The sequence below is a fragment of the Paenibacillus sp. PSB04 genome, from assembly GCF_025809195.1.
Taxonomy (GTDB): Bacteria; Bacillota; Bacilli; order Paenibacillales; family Paenibacillaceae; genus Paenibacillus_AQ; species Paenibacillus_AQ favisporus.
The window spans coordinates 5,866,691-5,884,453 of the sequence record NZ_CP081301.1; the positions used below are offsets into that span (position 1 = coordinate 5,866,691).

Annotated in this window: 18 protein-coding genes; 4 read left to right on the forward strand and 14 right to left on the reverse strand. The window is 53.3% G+C overall.

Annotated elements, in window-relative coordinates; translation table 11 throughout:
- Positions 1-5 precede the first annotated feature (5 nt).
- The gene (locus tag K2F33_RS26955; protein ID WP_263879926.1) at positions 6-1,739 is read right to left on the reverse strand and encodes a histidine kinase; all 1,734 of its coding nucleotides are present in this window, start codon (positions 1,737-1,739) and stop codon (positions 6-8) included.
- A 294-nt stretch (positions 1,740-2,033) separates the two neighbouring features.
- Between K2F33_RS26955 and K2F33_RS26960 the strand changes: the two genes are divergently transcribed.
- The 3 genes from K2F33_RS26960 to K2F33_RS26970 all read left to right on the forward strand — a co-directional run bounded on the left by K2F33_RS26960 (position 2,034) and on the right by K2F33_RS26970 (position 4,602).
- Positions 2,034-3,083: a permease gene (locus tag K2F33_RS26960; protein WP_152403551.1), complete on the forward strand. Its 1,050-nt coding sequence runs from the start codon at positions 2,034-2,036 to the stop codon at positions 3,081-3,083.
- 244 nt (positions 3,084-3,327) lie between these two features.
- A complete protein-coding gene (locus K2F33_RS26965) occupies positions 3,328-4,209 on the forward strand; it encodes a haloalkane dehalogenase (protein WP_145134462.1) in 882 nt (293 codons plus the stop codon).
- 42 nt (positions 4,210-4,251) lie between these two features.
- A complete protein-coding gene (locus K2F33_RS26970) occupies positions 4,252-4,602 on the forward strand; it encodes a luciferase domain-containing protein (RefSeq protein ID WP_412973948.1) in 351 nt (116 codons plus the stop codon).
- A gap of 80 nt (positions 4,603-4,682) precedes the next feature.
- Here the strand turns inward: K2F33_RS26970 and K2F33_RS26975 are convergent, their stop codons facing one another.
- The 5 genes from K2F33_RS26975 to K2F33_RS26995 form a co-directional block, all read right to left on the reverse strand.
- A complete protein-coding gene (locus K2F33_RS26975; RefSeq protein WP_076167334.1) occupies positions 4,683-5,447 on the reverse strand; it encodes a glucose 1-dehydrogenase in 765 nt (254 codons plus the stop codon).
- A 112-nt stretch (positions 5,448-5,559) separates the two neighbouring features.
- The gene (locus K2F33_RS26980; protein WP_263879932.1) at positions 5,560-6,399 is read right to left on the reverse strand and encodes a MerR family transcriptional regulator; all 840 of its coding nucleotides are present in this window, start codon (positions 6,397-6,399) and stop codon (positions 5,560-5,562) included.
- Positions 6,400-6,574: 175 nt separating this feature from the next.
- Positions 6,575-8,092: an MDR family MFS transporter gene (locus tag K2F33_RS26985; protein ID WP_244169231.1), complete on the reverse strand. Its 1,518-nt coding sequence runs from the start codon at positions 8,090-8,092 to the stop codon at positions 6,575-6,577.
- A gap of 142 nt (positions 8,093-8,234) precedes the next feature.
- Complete coding sequence (locus tag K2F33_RS26990) at positions 8,235-9,155, reverse strand: helix-turn-helix transcriptional regulator (protein ID WP_116231728.1); 921 nt, start codon at positions 9,153-9,155, stop codon at positions 8,235-8,237.
- Positions 9,156-9,293: 138 nt separating this feature from the next.
- On the reverse strand, positions 9,294-10,499 hold the full coding sequence (locus tag K2F33_RS26995) for a YhgE/Pip domain-containing protein (RefSeq protein ID WP_116231729.1): 1,206 nt from the start codon (positions 10,497-10,499) through the stop codon (positions 9,294-9,296).
- Between the two features lie 186 nt (positions 10,500-10,685).
- Between K2F33_RS26995 and K2F33_RS27000 the strand changes: the two genes are divergently transcribed.
- Positions 10,686-11,306 carry a TetR/AcrR family transcriptional regulator gene (locus K2F33_RS27000; protein ID WP_076167339.1) on the forward strand — a complete coding sequence of 207 codons (621 nt, stop codon included), beginning with the start codon at positions 10,686-10,688 and terminating at the stop codon, positions 11,304-11,306.
- Here the strand turns inward: K2F33_RS27000 and K2F33_RS27005 are convergent.
- The 8 genes from K2F33_RS27005 to K2F33_RS27040 form a co-directional block, all read right to left on the reverse strand.
- The gene (locus K2F33_RS27005) at positions 11,296-12,114 is read right to left on the reverse strand and encodes a methyltransferase domain-containing protein (RefSeq protein WP_263879937.1); all 819 of its coding nucleotides are present in this window, start codon (positions 12,112-12,114) and stop codon (positions 11,296-11,298) included. The genes K2F33_RS27000 and K2F33_RS27005 overlap by 11 nt on opposite strands.
- Before the next feature lie 291 nt (positions 12,115-12,405).
- On the reverse strand, positions 12,406-12,930 hold the full coding sequence (locus tag K2F33_RS27010; protein WP_263879939.1) for a cysteine hydrolase family protein: 525 nt from the start codon (positions 12,928-12,930) through the stop codon (positions 12,406-12,408).
- Positions 12,931-13,038: 108 nt separating this feature from the next.
- Positions 13,039-14,007 (reverse strand): acetylxylan esterase, encoded by a 969-nt coding sequence (locus tag K2F33_RS27015; protein WP_263879941.1) that lies wholly within the window; start codon positions 14,005-14,007, stop codon positions 13,039-13,041.
- Positions 14,008-14,258: 251 nt separating this feature from the next.
- Positions 14,259-14,564 (reverse strand): YciI family protein, encoded by a 306-nt coding sequence (locus tag K2F33_RS27020; RefSeq protein WP_263879943.1) that lies wholly within the window; start codon positions 14,562-14,564, stop codon positions 14,259-14,261.
- Between the two features lie 80 nt (positions 14,565-14,644).
- A complete protein-coding gene (locus K2F33_RS27025) occupies positions 14,645-15,127 on the reverse strand; it encodes a DinB family protein (protein ID WP_263882458.1) in 483 nt (160 codons plus the stop codon).
- 183 nt (positions 15,128-15,310) lie between these two features.
- On the reverse strand, positions 15,311-15,820 hold the full coding sequence (locus K2F33_RS27030) for a DUF4871 domain-containing protein (RefSeq protein WP_263879946.1): 510 nt from the start codon (positions 15,818-15,820) through the stop codon (positions 15,311-15,313).
- A 77-nt stretch (positions 15,821-15,897) separates the two neighbouring features.
- Positions 15,898-16,179, reverse strand: coding sequence for a hypothetical protein (locus K2F33_RS27035; protein ID WP_263879949.1), 282 nt, complete (start codon positions 16,177-16,179; stop codon positions 15,898-15,900).
- 260 nt (positions 16,180-16,439) lie between these two features.
- Complete coding sequence (locus K2F33_RS27040; RefSeq protein WP_212968891.1) at positions 16,440-17,708, reverse strand: S8 family peptidase; 1,269 nt, start codon at positions 17,706-17,708, stop codon at positions 16,440-16,442.
- Positions 17,709-17,763: the final 55 nt, after the last annotated feature.

A 17,763-nucleotide genomic window follows, 5' to 3' on the forward strand; every position in this document is an offset into this window, starting at 1 on the left:
TCCTTTTATGTCTCTGGTATAATGGTCAGGTTGATTTTTAAGCCGCCATGCATGCTTCTGGACGCCGTTAAGCCGCTCTCCGGCCCGTACTTGAGCTTGAGGCGATTATTGACGTTGATCAAACCCGTGTTCTCGATCGATTTTGAATCCCTGGCGAGCTTGGTGTTCAACTGTTCGATCATGGCATCGGTAGCCAAATTCCCGTTATCTTCGACCGTCACGCACAGTTTCCCTTCCCGGTATTCCGTCCGGATGTAGACCTTTCCCTCCATCATGCCGTCTTCAAAGGCGTGCTCAAACACATTTTCCACGATCGGCTGAATGATCAGCCGCGGCACTGTGATTGTAGCGGGGACTTCCGTCTGCTCCTCGTATTCGAAATGTACCCGATTGGAAAAACGGATGCACTGAATATCGCAATAATCGAGCGCATGACGGTACTCTTTATCAAAAGGCACCTCGTCCGCACCGCTTCTCGTAATGTACTGGTAATAGCTGCCGAGACGCTGGGAGAGCTCAGCAGCGCTGTCCGAATCGCCTACTTTACACATCATGTAAATATTAAAAAAGCTGTTGTACAGAAAATGCGGATTGATCTGGGATTGAAGCTGCTTCAGCTGGGAGCGCTGCAGCGCTATTTTTTGCTCATAGTTATCCTGGATCGAATTTTTGAGCTTGCGTGCCATATTGTTAAAGCTGTTGAAGACGTAATGGAACTCATCCTTCGTTTTGGATTCGATCATAATGTTCAAATTGTCGGTCTCGATCATATGAAACGCCTTGACCAGTTTGGATAAGGGCCTGTGGATCATTAGATTGACGGAAAAAGAGTACAGGATCATCACGATGATCGCGATGATAAACAGGGTGTAGAACCATGTAATAAATTGGCTCAACGGGCGCGTGATCTCATTTTGATTCACATACATGATAAGCGATAAATGCAGCGAACTGACGTCATTTGGTGTAATAAAATAGTTCACGCCGTGCATCTTCCGCATCTCAGGCATACTCGAATTATGCAGGCTTTCATCATCAAAAAGCCCCAAAACCGCAGCAGACTCCCCCTGCTCCTGCGCTGTCGTCAGAACGGTTCCCGCCTCTTTATCCCCGAGCAGCACTTCGGATTGCGGATACAAATTGGCGATTTCCTTCAAAGCCTCCAGCAGCTTGGGTCTGGAAATCTCGATATAAGACCAGACCGCGCCGTTATTTTCCGTTTCGATGAAAAAAATCCGGCTTCCGCTCCTATAGAACGATGGTTTGGGCGTAACGGCCATGAGCGACGAGATCAGCTTCAGCTCCTCATTGGGCGTATTGGTCACACCCGAGTCCGTGGAAATCGTTTTGCCGATGGCTTCGACGTACACGCCCGCATTCACTACATATTCGCTGGAAACGGTCAGTGTCGCAAGCCGGTCCCGGACCTGATCGATCAGCTCCACCTCTTCATAATTTTCCAGCATGCTGCCCCGGAAGCTGAGCTTCTGCAGATCTTTGTCATTTAACAGCTGAAGCTGCAGGTTTCGGATAAAGTACATTTCTTTATCGAGCTGCTTGCTGTAGAAGGACGCACCTGCCAAAGATGAGTTCAAAATCGCATCCTTGGTGATGGACATCCCCTTATAGTTAAGCCAGATATTCATCGAAATGAGTGGAAGCAAAAATAAAATAAAAACGATGACGATTTTCTGATACACGTACCATCGCGATGCTTTTCCCGCAGATTGCAGCTTCATGCTCTACCCCCGTTAGTCCAATGTCGCCGATAAACATGCCATCAGCATACTCAAAAAACTTACTTTTTTCGATAAAATTCTCGTTTTTTCTCCTGGAACAATAATTCAGCAAAAACAGTCCACATCCTCCTTGGCTCCCCTTCGGGATGATAAATGTGTCCTCCGGCCTGCCAAACCACGGACCTTTACCCCGTTTTGTCCTGTTTTATGATATAATGGATTGCTTGCAACTTAGGTTGATATGCAGGAATTGCTTCATCTCACATTTTAAATACGCTTGGAGGATAGATCGCCATGTCACCCGCTAGTCCAAATATTCATCGTCAGAATCACAGAAAAACGATTTGGCTCGTGGTTCTGTTTATTCTCATTGCCGCCATCGGCTTGTCTTATGTCAAATGGTGGCCGTACTATCAAAAAGCATTTAAAGCCGCAGCCGAGCACAGCATCGGATCGTCCATTCTAGGAGCGGGCGGATCGGCGCCTTCCTGGCACTCGGCGGTTTCCTATGCGGAGACGTACTTCAAGTCGGTGTGGAAAGCGGCCGTTCTCGGCATTCTGCTTGGTTCGCTGGTCCAGGTGCTGCTGCCCGTCCAGTGGCTGTATAAACTGCTTGGCAAAACGACGTTTAAGAGCACCCTGATCGGCGGGGTCGCCTCCCTGCCCGGCATGATGTGCACCTGCTGTGCCGCCCCGATTGCGAGCGGCCTGCGCAAGCGCAACGTGTCCGTCGGGGCGGCGCTCGCTTTCTGGCTCGGCAACCCGCTGCTGAATCCGGCAACGCTTATCTTCATGGCTTTCGTGCTGTCCTGGAAATTCACATTGCTGCGCATTGTTCTGGGACTGGCCCTGACGTTCGGCGTGAGCTACTTCGCGAACCGCTTTGCCGGTTCCTCCGAAGTGCCAGAACCGCTGGAAGAAGCAGCGGCCATCAAGGAAACGGACCGCGGACCTTTCCTGGTCCGCTGGGCCAAGAGCCTCGGCTTGATGATTCTCAGCGTCGTTCCGGCATACCTGATTGCCGTCCTGCTGCTGGGTGCTTTCCAGTCCACCCTGTTCCCGGTATGGGTAGGTGGCGGGATCGCTGCTATTATCCTGTTCGCCGTCGTCGGAACGCTGTTCGTCATTCCGACGGCTGCCGAAATTCCGATCATCCAGTCCTTTCTGTCCCTGGGCGTCGGTTCGGGCCCAGCCGCTGCTCTCCTCGTGACGCTCCCGGCAGTCAGCCTGCCGTCCATGCTGATCGTAGCCAAGTCGTTCCCGCGGAAAGTGCTGCTGTTCGTGTTCGGCGCGGTCATCGTGACCGGACTGATCAGCGGCCTGTTGGGCGCGTGGCTGCTGTAATTGCGGTGAAACGCATATGTAATCAAAGCAATCCATCCACAGGAATTTCGTGGGTGGATTGCTTTTTTTCCTTGGGCTGGATAAATGAATGGGAGGCAAAGAAAAATGTAGGCGATTTTTAGTTGACTACTCAACTTAATTGCGTTATCATTTTCGTAGACTAAGTTTACAAGTCAACTAAACAAAATCAAAATACACACTCGATGCCCAACAGCAGCGGTGTGAGCAGAAGGGTGAGATACGTATGGTTAGCGGAACATTTCCTTACGAAAAAAAGCGTCAACGGGTTTATGATTTAGAGATGGCTTATGTAGAGGTCGGCAGTGGTGATCCGATCGTTTTCCTGCATGGGAACCCCTCCTCCTCTTATCTATGGCGCAACATTATTCCTTACGCACAAAACGCCGGGCGCTGCATTGCCCCCGATTTAGTCGGGATGGGAGATTCCGATAAACTGCCGGTTAGCGGTCCGGGCGCCTACACCTTCGCTCAGCACCGGGAATACCTCGACGAGCTTCTTAACAAACTTGGGATTCATGAGAAGATCACCTTCGTCGTACACGACTGGGGCTCCGCTTTGGGATTTGATTGGGCGCGGCGGCATCCTGGCGCTGTGGACGGTATCGTGTATATGGAAGCGATTATCAAATCCAGCAGCTGGAGCGAAATGCCGGAACAAGGGCGCAAAATATTTCAAGCGCTGCGGTCTGAAGAAGGTGAACAGATGATACTGGAACAAAACTCATTCCTGAATGTCAATCTTCCCGTTAATGTCATTCGTCAGTTAACGAAGGAAGAGCTGGAGCAGTATCACCGCCCCTTTGTCGAACCAGGGGAAGGTCGTCGTCCGATGCTCTCCTGGGCCAGGCAGCTACCTTTTGACGACGGGTCAACGACGGAGGTGAATGAAATTGTCGCGGCTTATGGCCACTGGCTGGCACACAGCCCCGTCCCCAAATTATTCATCCATGCCGAACCAGGAAGGACTTCGCAATCCCAATTGGATTTTTGCCGCAGTTGGCCCGAGCAGACCGAAGTGACGGTGCCAGGGCTTCATTACCCGATGGAAGATGCCCCCGATATGGTTGGGGAGGCCCTTGCCTCTTGGTTGAAAAGGCTGAAATAGAGCTTGGACCAAATCTGCTTGTGGAGAGGAGAACTTGATCAGATGACCATTTCTCGAAGGGAAGTCCTATCGGATGTATTGCTGTCATGGACAGGTGTAACGGTTAGCCCCCACCGATTCGGCGGAATTGAGTTTCTTTATGGGGGAAAAGAAATTGGTCATTTACATGGGGACCATCTGGTTGATCTGCTCTTGCCCAAATCGAAACGGGATGACGTGGTAGCCACCGGTCTTGCCAACCCGCATCATATGTTCCCTCATTCGGGTTGGGTATCTATTCATTTGAAGTCTGAAAGGGACATGACCAACGCAGTTGAACTTTTGCGCTTCAAGTATGAATATCTGGTGAACAAGAAAGATGGTATTCGTTTGGAAAAAGAAACAAGCGGCTAAAATCCAGCCGCTTGTTTTTTTGATGTTCTGGGTTGTTTATGGCAACCATGGTCCGAACGGAAACGATGACCGCAGTTCACTTATAAATGCGAACCTCCGGTCGCATCGAGCATTTGCCCCGTCACCCAGCGGCCGTCCGGCGAAGCCAGGAAAGCGACGGCATCCGCGACGTCCGCGGCCTCCCCGATTCGTCCAAGAGCGGACATTTCCGCCGCTCCCTGACGGGCTTCCGGCGTGTTCAGCCAAGACGCGTTCACATCGGTGTCGATAATGCCGGGAAGCACGGCATTGACAGTAATGCTGCGCGGACCCAGCAGCTTCGCAAGGTGCAGCGTAAAGGTATTCACCGCCCCCTTGGTCATGTTGTAGGACATGATATGCGGAAATGCGATTCGGGTCACACCTGAAGAAATATTGATAATCCGTCCTCCGTCCCGCAGCCGATCCATCGACTGCTGCACGAGAAAGAACGGCGCTTTCACATTCACGGCAAACACCTCGTCAAAGTCTGCCTCCGTTGTTTCTTCCATCGTTTTCGATGTTCCGATACCGGCATTGTTCACTAGAATGTCATACTGGCGGCTGCCTGTCCGCCGGGTCAGTTCGGCATCCAGTGATTCAAGCAGACGATGGACACCTTGGATATCCTGAAGATCGGCACCGATGGCAAACGCCCGGCCTCCCTGTTCCTCAATCATCTGTACGACCTCGTCCGCTGCATCCCTGCGGCTGCCGTAGTGGACCGCAACAAGCGCACCTTCAGAGGCAAGACGCAGTGCAATGCCCCTTCCTATTCCCCGGCTGCCTCCGGTCACGAGAGCTGTTTTTCCTTCCAATCTTTTCATCCCTGCTCACTCCTTCTTCTCTTCTGTGGTTTGTAAACCCACTGTACACCCTCCCCTTAAGGGGAGAGTCAACACCTGGAGTGAGCTTTTTCTAAAAATAATGAATCAAGAGCTAAAGAGTACCGCGCAGCGGGAGGAAGACTTCGGACCTGCGGAATTTTCCGTACATGTCTCGTTCGGCGGCAATATAGACTTCACGGACCGGCTCACCGGGTAACGGTTCATATCCCTGCGATGCGGCCCATGCCATGACGTGCACTGCTGCAGGACAGTGGGCGGCATAGGGGTTGCAGTCATGAATCAGGGATGCGGCGGTTTCAAAGCCGGGCAGTTCTACGATGCGGACGCGCCCGCGCTCCGGGGTTGGTTCCTCCAGCGGAAATGCCACCTCGATGTCAATGACTTCCCTTTCGCCTTCCCCGCCCGCGTCATGCCAGAGAAGAATCAGCGGCCCGTCCGGTGTTCCACAGCCGCCAGTCATGACGTAGTCCCTGACCTCATTGACCAGCAGGCAGAGATCCTGCCGCCGGATCGTATCCCTGACCGAGGCGGCCCATTGCGGCTGCAGCTCACGGAGCGTTACGGCTTCGGGTCCATCCACCGCAGCCGCCCCGACTTGTTCCAGCCGCTGCATTCTCCGGTCGATTTCTTTTAGCTGACGCTGTGCTTCCTCGATGGCGGTCTCCAGATCAGCCCGCTTCATGGCGAGCGTATCCGCAGCCGTACCGGGCGTTCCCTCCTCTTGAAGCAACGGAGCGATCTGCTCCAGTGTCAGCCCAAGCTCTTTATAAGCGCGGATGCGTTCCACCGTCAGCAGATGATCGGCGGAATAATACCGATAGCCGGAACTCTCATCCACAGCAGACGGTTTCAGAATCCCCAGCTCATCGTAATAACGCAGCGTTTTGATCGATATCCCGCTCATTTTGGCAAAAGCGCTGATTTTAAACATGCTCTTCGTTTCCCTTCCGAGGTAAGATCTCAGCTTCATTGTATGGAGGTACAGCAGCTGCGTCAATTAGGGATTGGTAAACACCTAACCATTCTGCACTGCCAAAAAAGGCTGCAGTCCAGGGCATCCATGATGCCTCCAGATTGCAGCCGCGGTGAGCTTAGCTCAAAATTGCTTAGTGAACCGGAGAATATTCCTTCCCTTCGCCGCCTGCAGGAGCAACCTCCGCCGTATGATCCAGCTTCTTGCTGCCCATAAACAGTGCCGCAAGCAGGGCCAGAATCGCTGGTACGCAGGCCCATGCGAACGTCTGGACGATCGAAGAGGCGAGCATCTCGGAAATGTTATGCAGCACTTCAGGCGGAATCAGCGAGCGTGTCTCCGGAGCCAGCAGCGCATGCGGATCCTTGATATCGAGCCCCGCCGGCATTGCCGCTGCTCCTCCCGCGTTTGCTGCGCCAGCCCCCGCAGAGCCGAACCTTTTCGTCATTTCATGTGTAAACGAATGGCTCTGAATCAATCCGAAGGTTGTGATCCCGATCGTCATGCCGAGCGAGCGCAGGAAGTTCAGCGTCGAGCTGGCCGTTCCCCTTTGGCGATAGTCCAGGCCATGAATGGCTGCGTTTCCGAGCACCGAAAACGACGCGCCGATTCCAAGCCCGATCAGAATCATATAGATCGTCACGATCAGCCGGGTCGAGTTCACCGATAAGGTGGCGACCAAGGCCGTGCCGACCAGGAATAACAGCAGTGTCGGAATCAAAATGTTCCGGTACGGCATTTTGTTCATCAGACTGCCGCCCAGCGTCGCCGTGACGACCGAGCCGACCATCATCGGCAGCAGCACCAGCCCTGAATTGGTAGCCGAACCGCCCAGCACACCCTGGATAAAGATCGGAATGTACACCGAAGCCGCGATAAACGCCGCGCCGCTGAACAGGCCGACCAGGACGCTGGTGGCGTACAGCCGGTTTTTAAACAATCCGAACGAAATAACCGGTTCTTTCGCTTTGGTCTCGGCATACAGGAAGGCGATCAGCAGCACCGCAAATCCTCCGAACAAGGAGAGGATCTCCCAGGAATCCCAGGCGATTTCCTTGCCGCCCAGCTCCAGGGCGAACATGAGGCAGATGACCGCTCCCAGCAGCGTAAAGGCGCCGAACCAGTCGATCGGCTGCTTGGAATGCTCATGCGACTCCTTGTAGAAAAACGCCACCATGATGAAGGCGATGACGCCCAGCGGCAGGTTGATGTAGAAAATCCACTCCCAGGCGATATGATCCGTTATGTACGCCCCGAGAAGCGGTCCGAAAATGCTGGACATGCCGAACACGGCGCCGAACAAACCGCCGAGGCTGCCGCGCTTCTCCAGCGGGACGGCATCGAACATGATCGTAAACGCGATCGGGACCAGCGCTCCGCCGCCAATACCCTGAACCGCCCGGTACAAGGCCAGTTCCGTGATCGTGGTCGCCGTGCCGCACAGCGCAGACCCCAGCATGAACAGAATAATCCCGAAGACAAAAAACTTTTTACGGCCGTACATATCCGACAGCTTTCCGAAGATCGGCATCCCGGCCATTTCCGCCACCATGTAGGCCGAGGTGACCCATACAAACTTATCCATGCCGCCGAGCTCACCCACGATATTTCCCATGGCCGTGGCGACGATGGTGTTATCCATCGAGGCCATCAGGATGCCCAGCAGCAGGCCGGCGATGACGACCGGAAGACTGCTTTTTTGTGCAGGTTTCACGTTCTCAAACACTCCTTTAAATTTCTGATTTCTCTGTAACTGATTCTGAGTGTAAACAAAAAAGTATGACAACTGTATGTCATACTTCTGAGTATTTCCGAATCATTTTTTTTAATTTGGCGTGGACAGCCTCCCGAAGCTCCGGGGGCTCCTTCACCTCGGCACCGTCGCCGAAGCTGAGCAGCATCGGGATGAGCCACTGCGTTCGCTCCATATGCTCCAGGGTAATGCTAAGCAGGAACGAGCCGTCGTCGAGATATGTTTTCTCCGCTCCATAGAAATAGTCCATCGCTCTCGCCAGGCAGTCGGCGGAAAAATGAATCACCGCATGCACCGGGTTTCCTTGGTTGTGCAGCTGCTTAAACGTCACTTCTTCGGGAGCCGCATGCTTATGCTTCGTAAAATGCTCGCCCATCGCCTGCAGGTCGGCCATCCGGGACAGCCGGAATTTCCGGTAATCCTGGCGGTCCCGGCAGTAGGCGAACAGGTACCAGACGTCGTATTCGTAAATCAGCCGCACCGGCTCCACGATTCGCTCGGTCTTCTCGTTTCTGGCGTTGATATATTTGAAGCGCACGACACAGCATTCCGTGATCGCCGCCCGCAGCAGCCGCAGAGCGTCATTATACAGCTGCCGGCTCGCTAGATTCATCGACAACACCGGCGAATCCTTTTCGTGCTGGATGGTCTTCAGCTTTTGAATCGTTTCGGCCGCCTTTTCGTCCTCGAACACGGTCGACATGCTGGAGAGCAGCGTCACGAGCGACCCGACGTCATACGAACCGAGCAGGCTTTTTTCCATTTTATAATCCTTGATAATGCCGAAACCGCCTTTGACCCCTTGGTAGGACACCACTGGAATGCCAGCCGCGCAGATGACATCGATATCCCGGTATATGGTCCGCTGCGAAACGTTGTACTTCTCGGCCAGCGCCGACGCGGTAATAATTTCGTGATTCAGCAACATGTAAATCATCGATATGATGCGTTCGAGCTTCAATGCGTTTTCCTCCTGCACCTGTTCGCCGCCGTTCTTCAAACGGTTAGCAGTTCTCTACGCCTCATTATAATTTACGGTACTTCTTCAGCGCAAAACTATTTACCAGGATGAGCGCGATTTTGGCATGGGCCGCCTTCTTTACGCCTCCACAGTCTGCGTCTCGACGGTACCTCTTGCTGTTTGCTGGTTTTGCCGAGCCTTCAGAGCCGAGCCAAGCAGAACAACCAGACTAACCGCGGCAATGCCGGTTAACACGGCAGTCGAATGATTCCAATCCAGGCCCCGGCCGAAGAAGAACATCTCACGCAGCCCTTCCACCATAAACCGCATCGGCAGCCAAGGGAACACGTAGTCGCGGTAGAACGATCCCATCATCTCGGAAGGAAGGCTCAGCAGGGGAGCCCCGAAGAAGAGCAGCAGGACAAACAGCACCATCGACTTGAGCCCTGCCCAGGACAGCACGGCGGAGATCATCAGGAAAAAGGCAAAGTAGCATAGTGACAAAAATATCGCAGTAGCCGTTCCGTCCGGAATATGGAGTCCCCAGCTCCCGGCAAACCAGGTCAGGCCGAACCCGGCAATAAGTGCCAGAACAGCTCCCGCGACGGTCTGGACTACTCGGGCAGCGAGCAGAGATCGGCGGTAGGCGAAGTTCAGCTTGCTGATGACGAGATAGAACATAACCCCGCCCAAGATGCTGCCCATCCAGATCGGCTGGAATAACGACACCGGCGCGTTGCCGTTCGCCGTATGGGTGCCTGTCTCATGGACATTTTTTACGTCCTTCGCAATAGGCGCCGCCAGCACAGATGCCTGCTGCACCGTAACCTTGCCGCTCAGCTTACCGGCTGCAGCCAGCAGGTCAGCGCGGATCTTCGCATTCATCGTGTCGACGATTTGGTTGAGCACCTGACCGGCCATGGTGGAAGCTGAAGCGCTCATGCCTTGGTTCACGTAAATGCGCAGCTGAGGCTGAACCGGTTTATCCGTGAGCAGCGTCGCTTGATTCTGGCTGAAATCGGCCGGAACTACCAGCGCGGCATAATATTTCTGTTCATCCAAACCGGACATCGCTTCCTTTTCCGTGTTTACATGAACCCATTCAATCGCCGGTCCATCTGCTGAAGCCGTGGATGAAGTCTGCTGTTTAATCATACCGGTCAGCGTTTCTCCCATATTCGTCGCGGTTCCGTTCGGCAGCGTCACGCCTTGATCCTCGCTGACCAATGCGATCGGCAGGCGGACCGGGGTCGGATTTATGGTCGGAATCATCGCCAAACTAAACACAAATATAACGGCGGCTACGATCAGCGGCAGCACCCACACCAGCTTTTGCTTCATCAAAGTCATTTCACTCATCACTCCTATGCCTTTATAGTTTGTTCAAGATAATGAACATCGCGTTGATTATCTCGGGCAAACTCATTATAATAAGAGCGCATAGACGGTTCAATAAACAATAATCCGGAATGTGCGCATTACTCGACACATTCTTTAAAAGTGTCTACCTCGGATTCAAGGAGTGATCACATGGACGGAAACACAGACCGCCGGATCGTGCGAACGCGGCTGGTCATCCGCGATGCGCTGACGGAGCTGATTGAGGAGAAGGGCTTTGAAGCCGTATCTGTCAAAGATATTACGACTCGGGCGAATATTAACCGGGGAACGTTTTATTTGCATTACCGTGACAAATTCGACCTGCTCGAGCAGAGCGAAGCCGAAGTGATTGAGGGGATCATCGCGATCATTACGAAGGCGACGTCAGAGGATCTGGAAACGTATCGGGAAACCGGCATTTCGGTCTCCCTGATCGTTACCGTGTTCGAATATATCGAGGAGCATGCGGCTTTTCTTAAAGCCATATTGGGGCCAAAGGGAGACGTGTCTTTCCAATCGCAGTTGAAAGCGATGTTCCGGAAAAATCTGCTGGAAAAAAATTTATCGCCGCTGATCCGCAAAGAGAACCTGCAGGTCCCCGCCGAATACTTCCTGTCATATGTATCTTCCGCCCATCTCGGCATTATCCAGCAGTGGCTGATGAGCGGAAGACAGGAAACGCCGGCAGAGATGGCACGCATTCTGTCCCTGCTCACGTTCCGGGGTCCTTTCTTTGCCGCAGGCATAGCCGTATCGGATCCTAAGGCTTGACGCCAACGACGGTAAGCATGTACATCGTTATGGATTCAGCCTCGGACTGAATCCATTGGCGGTACTCCCGCTCCGCCCGTTCATATTCCCCGCGTGTTATGAATCCATCCCGCTCCATTTGCGGCCCCCGGCTGGAAGCGGTATCCGCCCACAGGCCTGACCGCGCAGCATAATCGGGATCATCCCGCCGCACCTCTTCATGGCAGGGCGTGGCCTTGATCTGTGCAAGTCCTGCCTGCCGCAATAAATCCGGGAGATCGTCCGCAATCCGGTTGTTCAGGCCGGCATCCTCCCGCCAGTTCAGATACGCGGAATAGAACACGAGCATGCTGGCAGGCGGCTGCGGCGACCAAGCGATTTTTTCGTGATTATAGTCGGCAATGACGATCTTCCCGCCAGGCTTTATCGCTTTTACCATAGCCTTGAGCGCCGTCAATGGATCGGGGAGCCAGACCATGAGTCTTGAGCAGGTTACGATATCAAACCTAGGACAACCCTCCATTGCTTCCTCAAGCGAATAGATATCGCCTTCCGTAAACGATAGCCCGGGAACTTTTCCATGCGTTTGCTGCGCCTGCTTAATCAAACGGGGGTTTTGATCCACCCCGACTACGCTGCCTTCCGGACCTACGGCTTCCGCGATGCCGCGGGTAATGGCTCCCGTGCCGCATCCAACATCCAGGACCGACATGCCCTTCGTTAACATTCCTTGCAGGGTGGGATGCGATAATGCCAGCGTTCTGGCCTGAAGAACATCCGTCAGTTTGCCGGATAATTCGGTACGCCGGGTCATCGGCTCATTATTCATTTGCTGCAGCCTCCTTTTAACCGGATGATTAGGTTCTGATTAAGCTTACACAAAGAACTGTTATAGTTCTAATATATAAATCGTATAGATATAATAGTTTTTAACTATAAAAGCCGTGATCCACGGCATCCGATCAGGAAAGCTGGGAGGCTTCCCTTCCCCATTATTCATGCGCCGCAACAGAAAAAAGAGCCCCGTTACCATCAACATGGACTCTATTCCCAACCATTCCCTAAATTTCATGAGTGCTGACTGTTTCATTCCAACCGGGCAACCGGGATCCGGACTTCCTTAGAACGCAATGGCAGCCGCTGGCTGAACCTTCGCAAAATCACGGAACATCCCGTTGTATTCCTCGATAATCTCCCGTGCGGTCATGCCGCCTTGGTCATACGTCGTGTGGGCGTCTTCAACGACTACTACTTCGTAGCCCAGCTGTCCAGCGCGCTTGCTGGTAGCTTCAACGCACAAGTCGGTTTGAATTCCGGACACGATCAGCCTCTGCACGCCAAGCGAATTCAGCTTCTCCTGCAGGTCCGTCTCGTGAAACCCGTCGGGCGTAAATTTCTGTACGACGATCTCCCCTTCGGCAGGTGCGATCCGGGACTGGATCTGCCATGCAAAGCTGTTCGGCTCCAGCTGCTCGCCCGGTTCTTCGTTATGCTGAATGTACACGACAGGTACACCGCTTGAGCGCGCGTCCGTGACAAGACCCTGGATCTTGTCCAACAAAGCTTCGCCGTCGAAAACGGGATATTCCGGTACGAACATGCCTTCCTGCACGTCAATGACCAATAATGCGGTACCGCTGCTCATTTTTGCTTTCCCCTTCCAGAATGGAATTCATTGGCTCTGTGTTCATTCCGCATGCTGTCTTGAAATCATCATACCGGAACATACGTTCCTGGTCAATCCGAAATTATGCTATGCCGTGAACCACTCCGGGTAATGCTCCCGCAAATACCGCAGCTTAACCTCGGTCTGGCCTGCCCCGCCGCCTTCATGTCCGTTGAAAGGATAGATGACGATGTCCTTGTCGCTTTGGATCCGGTTATAGGTCGCGAAATACATCTGGGGCGGACAGGTTTCGTCCTTGAGTCCGACGCTGGCCAGTACCCGGCACGAGATACGATCGGCCATATTCATCGTGTCAAAATAGCTCAGGTTGTCCATTACATGATCCGTCTGCTCCGGATGGCGGTTTAAGTACTCGGCTACCGCAGCGAAAGCCCCGTGGTTGCCTTCGATCCGGCAGACGAGATTGCTGTTGCTCGGCACATCAACCATCGCCAGCACAGGACGGTCGTCCAGGGCGGATACCGCCGTCCCGAGCGCACCGCCTTGGCTGCCGCCCTCGATCACGATTTTTGAAGCGTCGATATCCGCTTGAGTGCAGGCAAAATCGATCGCCTTCAGCGCATCCATGTATGCATACCGGTAATAATATTCCCATTTGTTATGTACGCCTTTGCTGGCCACGTTCGCCACATACCCGTGCGAGTATGAAGCGTTGTTGCCGGTCCGTCCGCCTTGGTCACGGCAGTCTACCGACAATACGGCCATCCCCATCATCACCCAGTGCATCAGCTCGGAAGGCTTGCCCCTGCTGCCGGTAAAACCATGGTAATGGATCAGGCAGGGATATTTCTCTTTGTTCTCAAAAGCGGGAACGATCAGCCAGCCGTAAATTCTCGTCTCATCCATTCCGCAATACGAAATGTCGTATACCTTCACATGCCGCGCCGGGTATTCGATCAGCGTACGCTCCGGGTCCAGTGGAACCTCCTTGGCCTGTCTGATGGTCGTCTCCCAAAACTCGTCGAAGTCGTCTTTCTTGGTGAGAGGGGGAAGGTAACTGTACAGTTCCTTCGACACCTCATCTGTGTAGCCCATCGGTTTCATCCTCCTTCATAACAAGCAGTATACCGGATATGCCCCGTATTTGCACCGGTATTTGCCTCGGTCCTCCGATAAGAATATTAGCAACTCCGGGCTATCCCAAAGGACAGAATCAGCTTCTGCCCCACATACCCTGGAGACGTTGTTTAGGCACGTCAAATTCCCTGCAACACGAAAAAACCGTGAATTCTACCGTCCTACGCGGATAGAAACACGGTTTGCCCGCACGCTCTCAAACTTGCGTGTCACGCCTCTGGCTCTCCCATCAGCCAGCGGTTTGACTCATTCGCTTCCGTAAACTCCTTAATGTCGTAAGAGCCATAGTAACGCTCCTTAATAAAAGGATCCTGTATGACCCAGTCCTCAACCTCTTCGGCACTGCGTCCGCTGAAGACCATCACCGCACCGGCCCCGTCTGTAAAAGGTCCGCATAACCGCAGACAGCCTAACCGGCTCATCGCCTCCAGGTGTTGGACATGCTGCTCTAATAAATCCTCGCGGAGACTCCCGGTTTGTTTGTTCCCTAATAGCACCAAAAAGTTTCCCATCATGAGCCCTCCATCCGAATATACGTTCCCATATAATTATAACGGATAACGGCGAGGGATCAATATTAGGTAGCAAACGTCAATTATGCTTGATGATTCATCAAGCCCCGGCCGATCAAATTGGCGGAGACGGGCTTGATCCCGAGTTCCCTGGACCAGACGGACAGCTGCCCCACATGGTGAATCTCGTGAGCGATCATATGCCGGATCACTTCGCCCCATTTGTCCTCAACGGGGTGGCCGTCCGGATGGACATCGCGGAATACTTTATATTCCCAATCGTCATTCCAGGAATAAACAAATTCCTCCACTTCCGGCTTGAACGCTTCCTGCAGTTTCAACACCTTTTCCAGGCTGCGGTATCCGTCAAAGCTCTCCTGAAAATCAGGCTTCCCCTGCAGGTAGCGAACCCAGCTCCATTCCACATCGACGATATGAAACAGGGTGTGCAGAATTCCGCCTACTCCGCCTGTGCGGGTGCGAAGCAGCTCCTCCTCCGGCACGCTCTCACACCAGCGGAACCAATCTTCACGAACCTGCCAATTATATTGGAATAACGTTTTAATGAGCAATCTCCTCTTTCGTATCGGAATCTGTCTTTGTCATTCATGCCTAAACGGCTATTTCATTTACTCATATAGCGCGCGGGAGCACAATGGAAAATTAAAATATACCTGTTTTATACCGCTGCCTTTCAAGTAGAACGAAAGATTATATCTTGGTTTGTTGAAGAGGTGTGGAACCACGGGTCACTGCTGCCCAGGCTTGTCATGTACCTCGATAACGATGCTTCCACTTGCTTTCCCGTCGATGTAGGCGTCCAGCTTCCATAATCCTTTGGCCGGCAGATTCAGATAGCCAACAGATTCGACGTACTCCCGCGGCTCCTTCACAGGATCGTCATTCTGGATTTGCGTCTTCCCTTCAAAAGCCGTCACCTGCTCTCCCGTCTCCCGGCTTGTTCCGATGACTTTCACTTCTTTATCCAGCAGCCGCCCGGTTTCTTCCGGCGTGTCACCCCAAAAGTGGAGGAGCTGCTTGTTGCTCGAATTCGCCTGTACTAAGCCGTCTACGATGGCAAATCTGTCTTTGCTTCCCTTGAGCCCGTACGGCACCGGATTCCCATCAGGTCCGGATTTGGTAATCGTAAACGAGGGGCTCTGCTGCCAATCTTCGTATCCCCCTGCTGTTTCTTTCTTAACTTCGCTGCAGCCGGACAGCAGGAAGACAAACAGGAACGTTGTCCATATCAATCGCAAAATGCACTCCTCCTTGTTTTTGAGTCAGGGGCTGGATAAAGGGATTTTCTCGTAAACCTTCTGCCCGCCGCTCCATATTAACCGGATATTTTTTTCTCCAGCGATCGGACATGGTCTTTTAGTTCCCGGATCTCCCGGTATAAGTCCTTGTAAGTGGAATAAACGAAGGATCCGATAACCATCAGCAGTAAGCCTGCGGTGGGAAGGAGGAATTTCAGGCAGTACCATACAATATAATACGCATCGGGCGTATCCGATCTCGTCGTTCTGGGTATCCAAAGTGCCAGTCCCGAGAGAAGAAGGATCAGCCCCGCGGTCATGGAACAGGCATAGAGGATCCGGTATTTACTAGTTTCCATTCCACTGCTCCTTTCACAGCTCCATCCCTTACTATATACCATATTTTTCAAATAAAGTCTGCCTTCTACCCATGATCCAAAAAGCACATAGTCCGCCCCAGCCATCCACAGGCTTAGCCATAAATAAACCCGAGAGCCTATCCATTCTGTGACTACCCTTCGGTCCACAGTGCCGCTGCGGCGCTCCAATGGTGGATGAACCATTCTTCCAACCCCCGGCTATCCATGAAAAAAGGAGCAGGCATCTCGCCTGCTCCTTCTCACCGTTTGCTCCGTCCGGAAGGGATTAACAGCACCGGCCGGGACGCAGACTTTGCCTTCTTCAAGCGTCGCGTCTTGCTTGGGACCCGGCTCCCTGAAGCAATTGCCGCGGGTATAACCGCCGCGGGTGCGACCTGCAGCAGTCCGGCGCCTACCGCCTGCTTGCCTCCCGGAATCTGAAGCGCACTGGCTTCGAAACGTCGTTTAATTTCGGCCGGCCTCATCCTTGGGAACAGCGCCCTCAGCAATGCGGCTCCCCCCGTCACATGAGGAGCCGACATCGAAGTTCCCGACATCTTGCCGTACGTGCCTCCGGGCAATGTTGATAAAATATTGACGCCCGGCGCCGCGACAGAAATGCCGTTCCCCCGGCTCGAAAAATCGGCAACCCGGTTCGCTCGATCCGTCGCAGCAACGGCGATGGTCTCGGGATAACGGGCCGGGGCGTCGATCAGCGGGCTGAACATCGTCTTCTCGTTTCCCGCGGACGCCGAAATGACGGCCCCCTGCTTGGCTGCCCGTTTAATGGCGTCCTGCAGCGCCTTGTTATTGCCGGATCCGGTCAGCCCGAAGCTCATGTTCATCACTTTGATTCCCCGTTTGAGGCACCAGTCGATCCCTTCCACAATGTCGGAAACAAAGCCGTTTCCGTTTTGGTCCAGCACCTTCACGGCGAACAGCTTGACTTTGGGCGCATTGCCGAAAATTTTTTGCCGTCCGGTGGCTGCCGCGATGCCGGCCACATGCGTGCCGTGGCCGTTATCATCCTGAAACGATCCACCGGTAATCGTATTTACACCGCCCGCGATACACAGATCCGGATGTTTGGCGATGCCCGTGTCGATGATGGCCACCTTTACTCCTCGACCCATCGTCCGGTTCCACAGCTCGGGCGACTTCACCCTGCTGACATTCCAGGGAATTTTGGCCGTGTCCACCAATGCGCTTTTCTTGGTGGCCTTGTTCACACCGCCGCGTTTGGCGGCGGCCGCTGGCTTGATCGCGTGCGCCTTCACTTTCGCGTCCCGCTGGACATAGGCGACGCAGGGATGCTGTTTTATTTTGTCCATATCCGTGGAGCGGTGAAAATGGCAGCAGATCAGCCGGTGGCTGTCCACGGCCTTCACCGGTTTGATTCCATTTGCGTTGAGTATATCAAGGCACTGCCGGTAATCCTGCTGCGTTTTGAACACGACGATCTGACGACTTGTTGTTTTGCTCGGACGGCTGACGGCCGTTTTTTTCAATAACTTCTCCAGCTGCTTCACTGTATGCACCTCATTTGGAGGATGTATTCCTGATAGAATATGTGACATCGCCCGC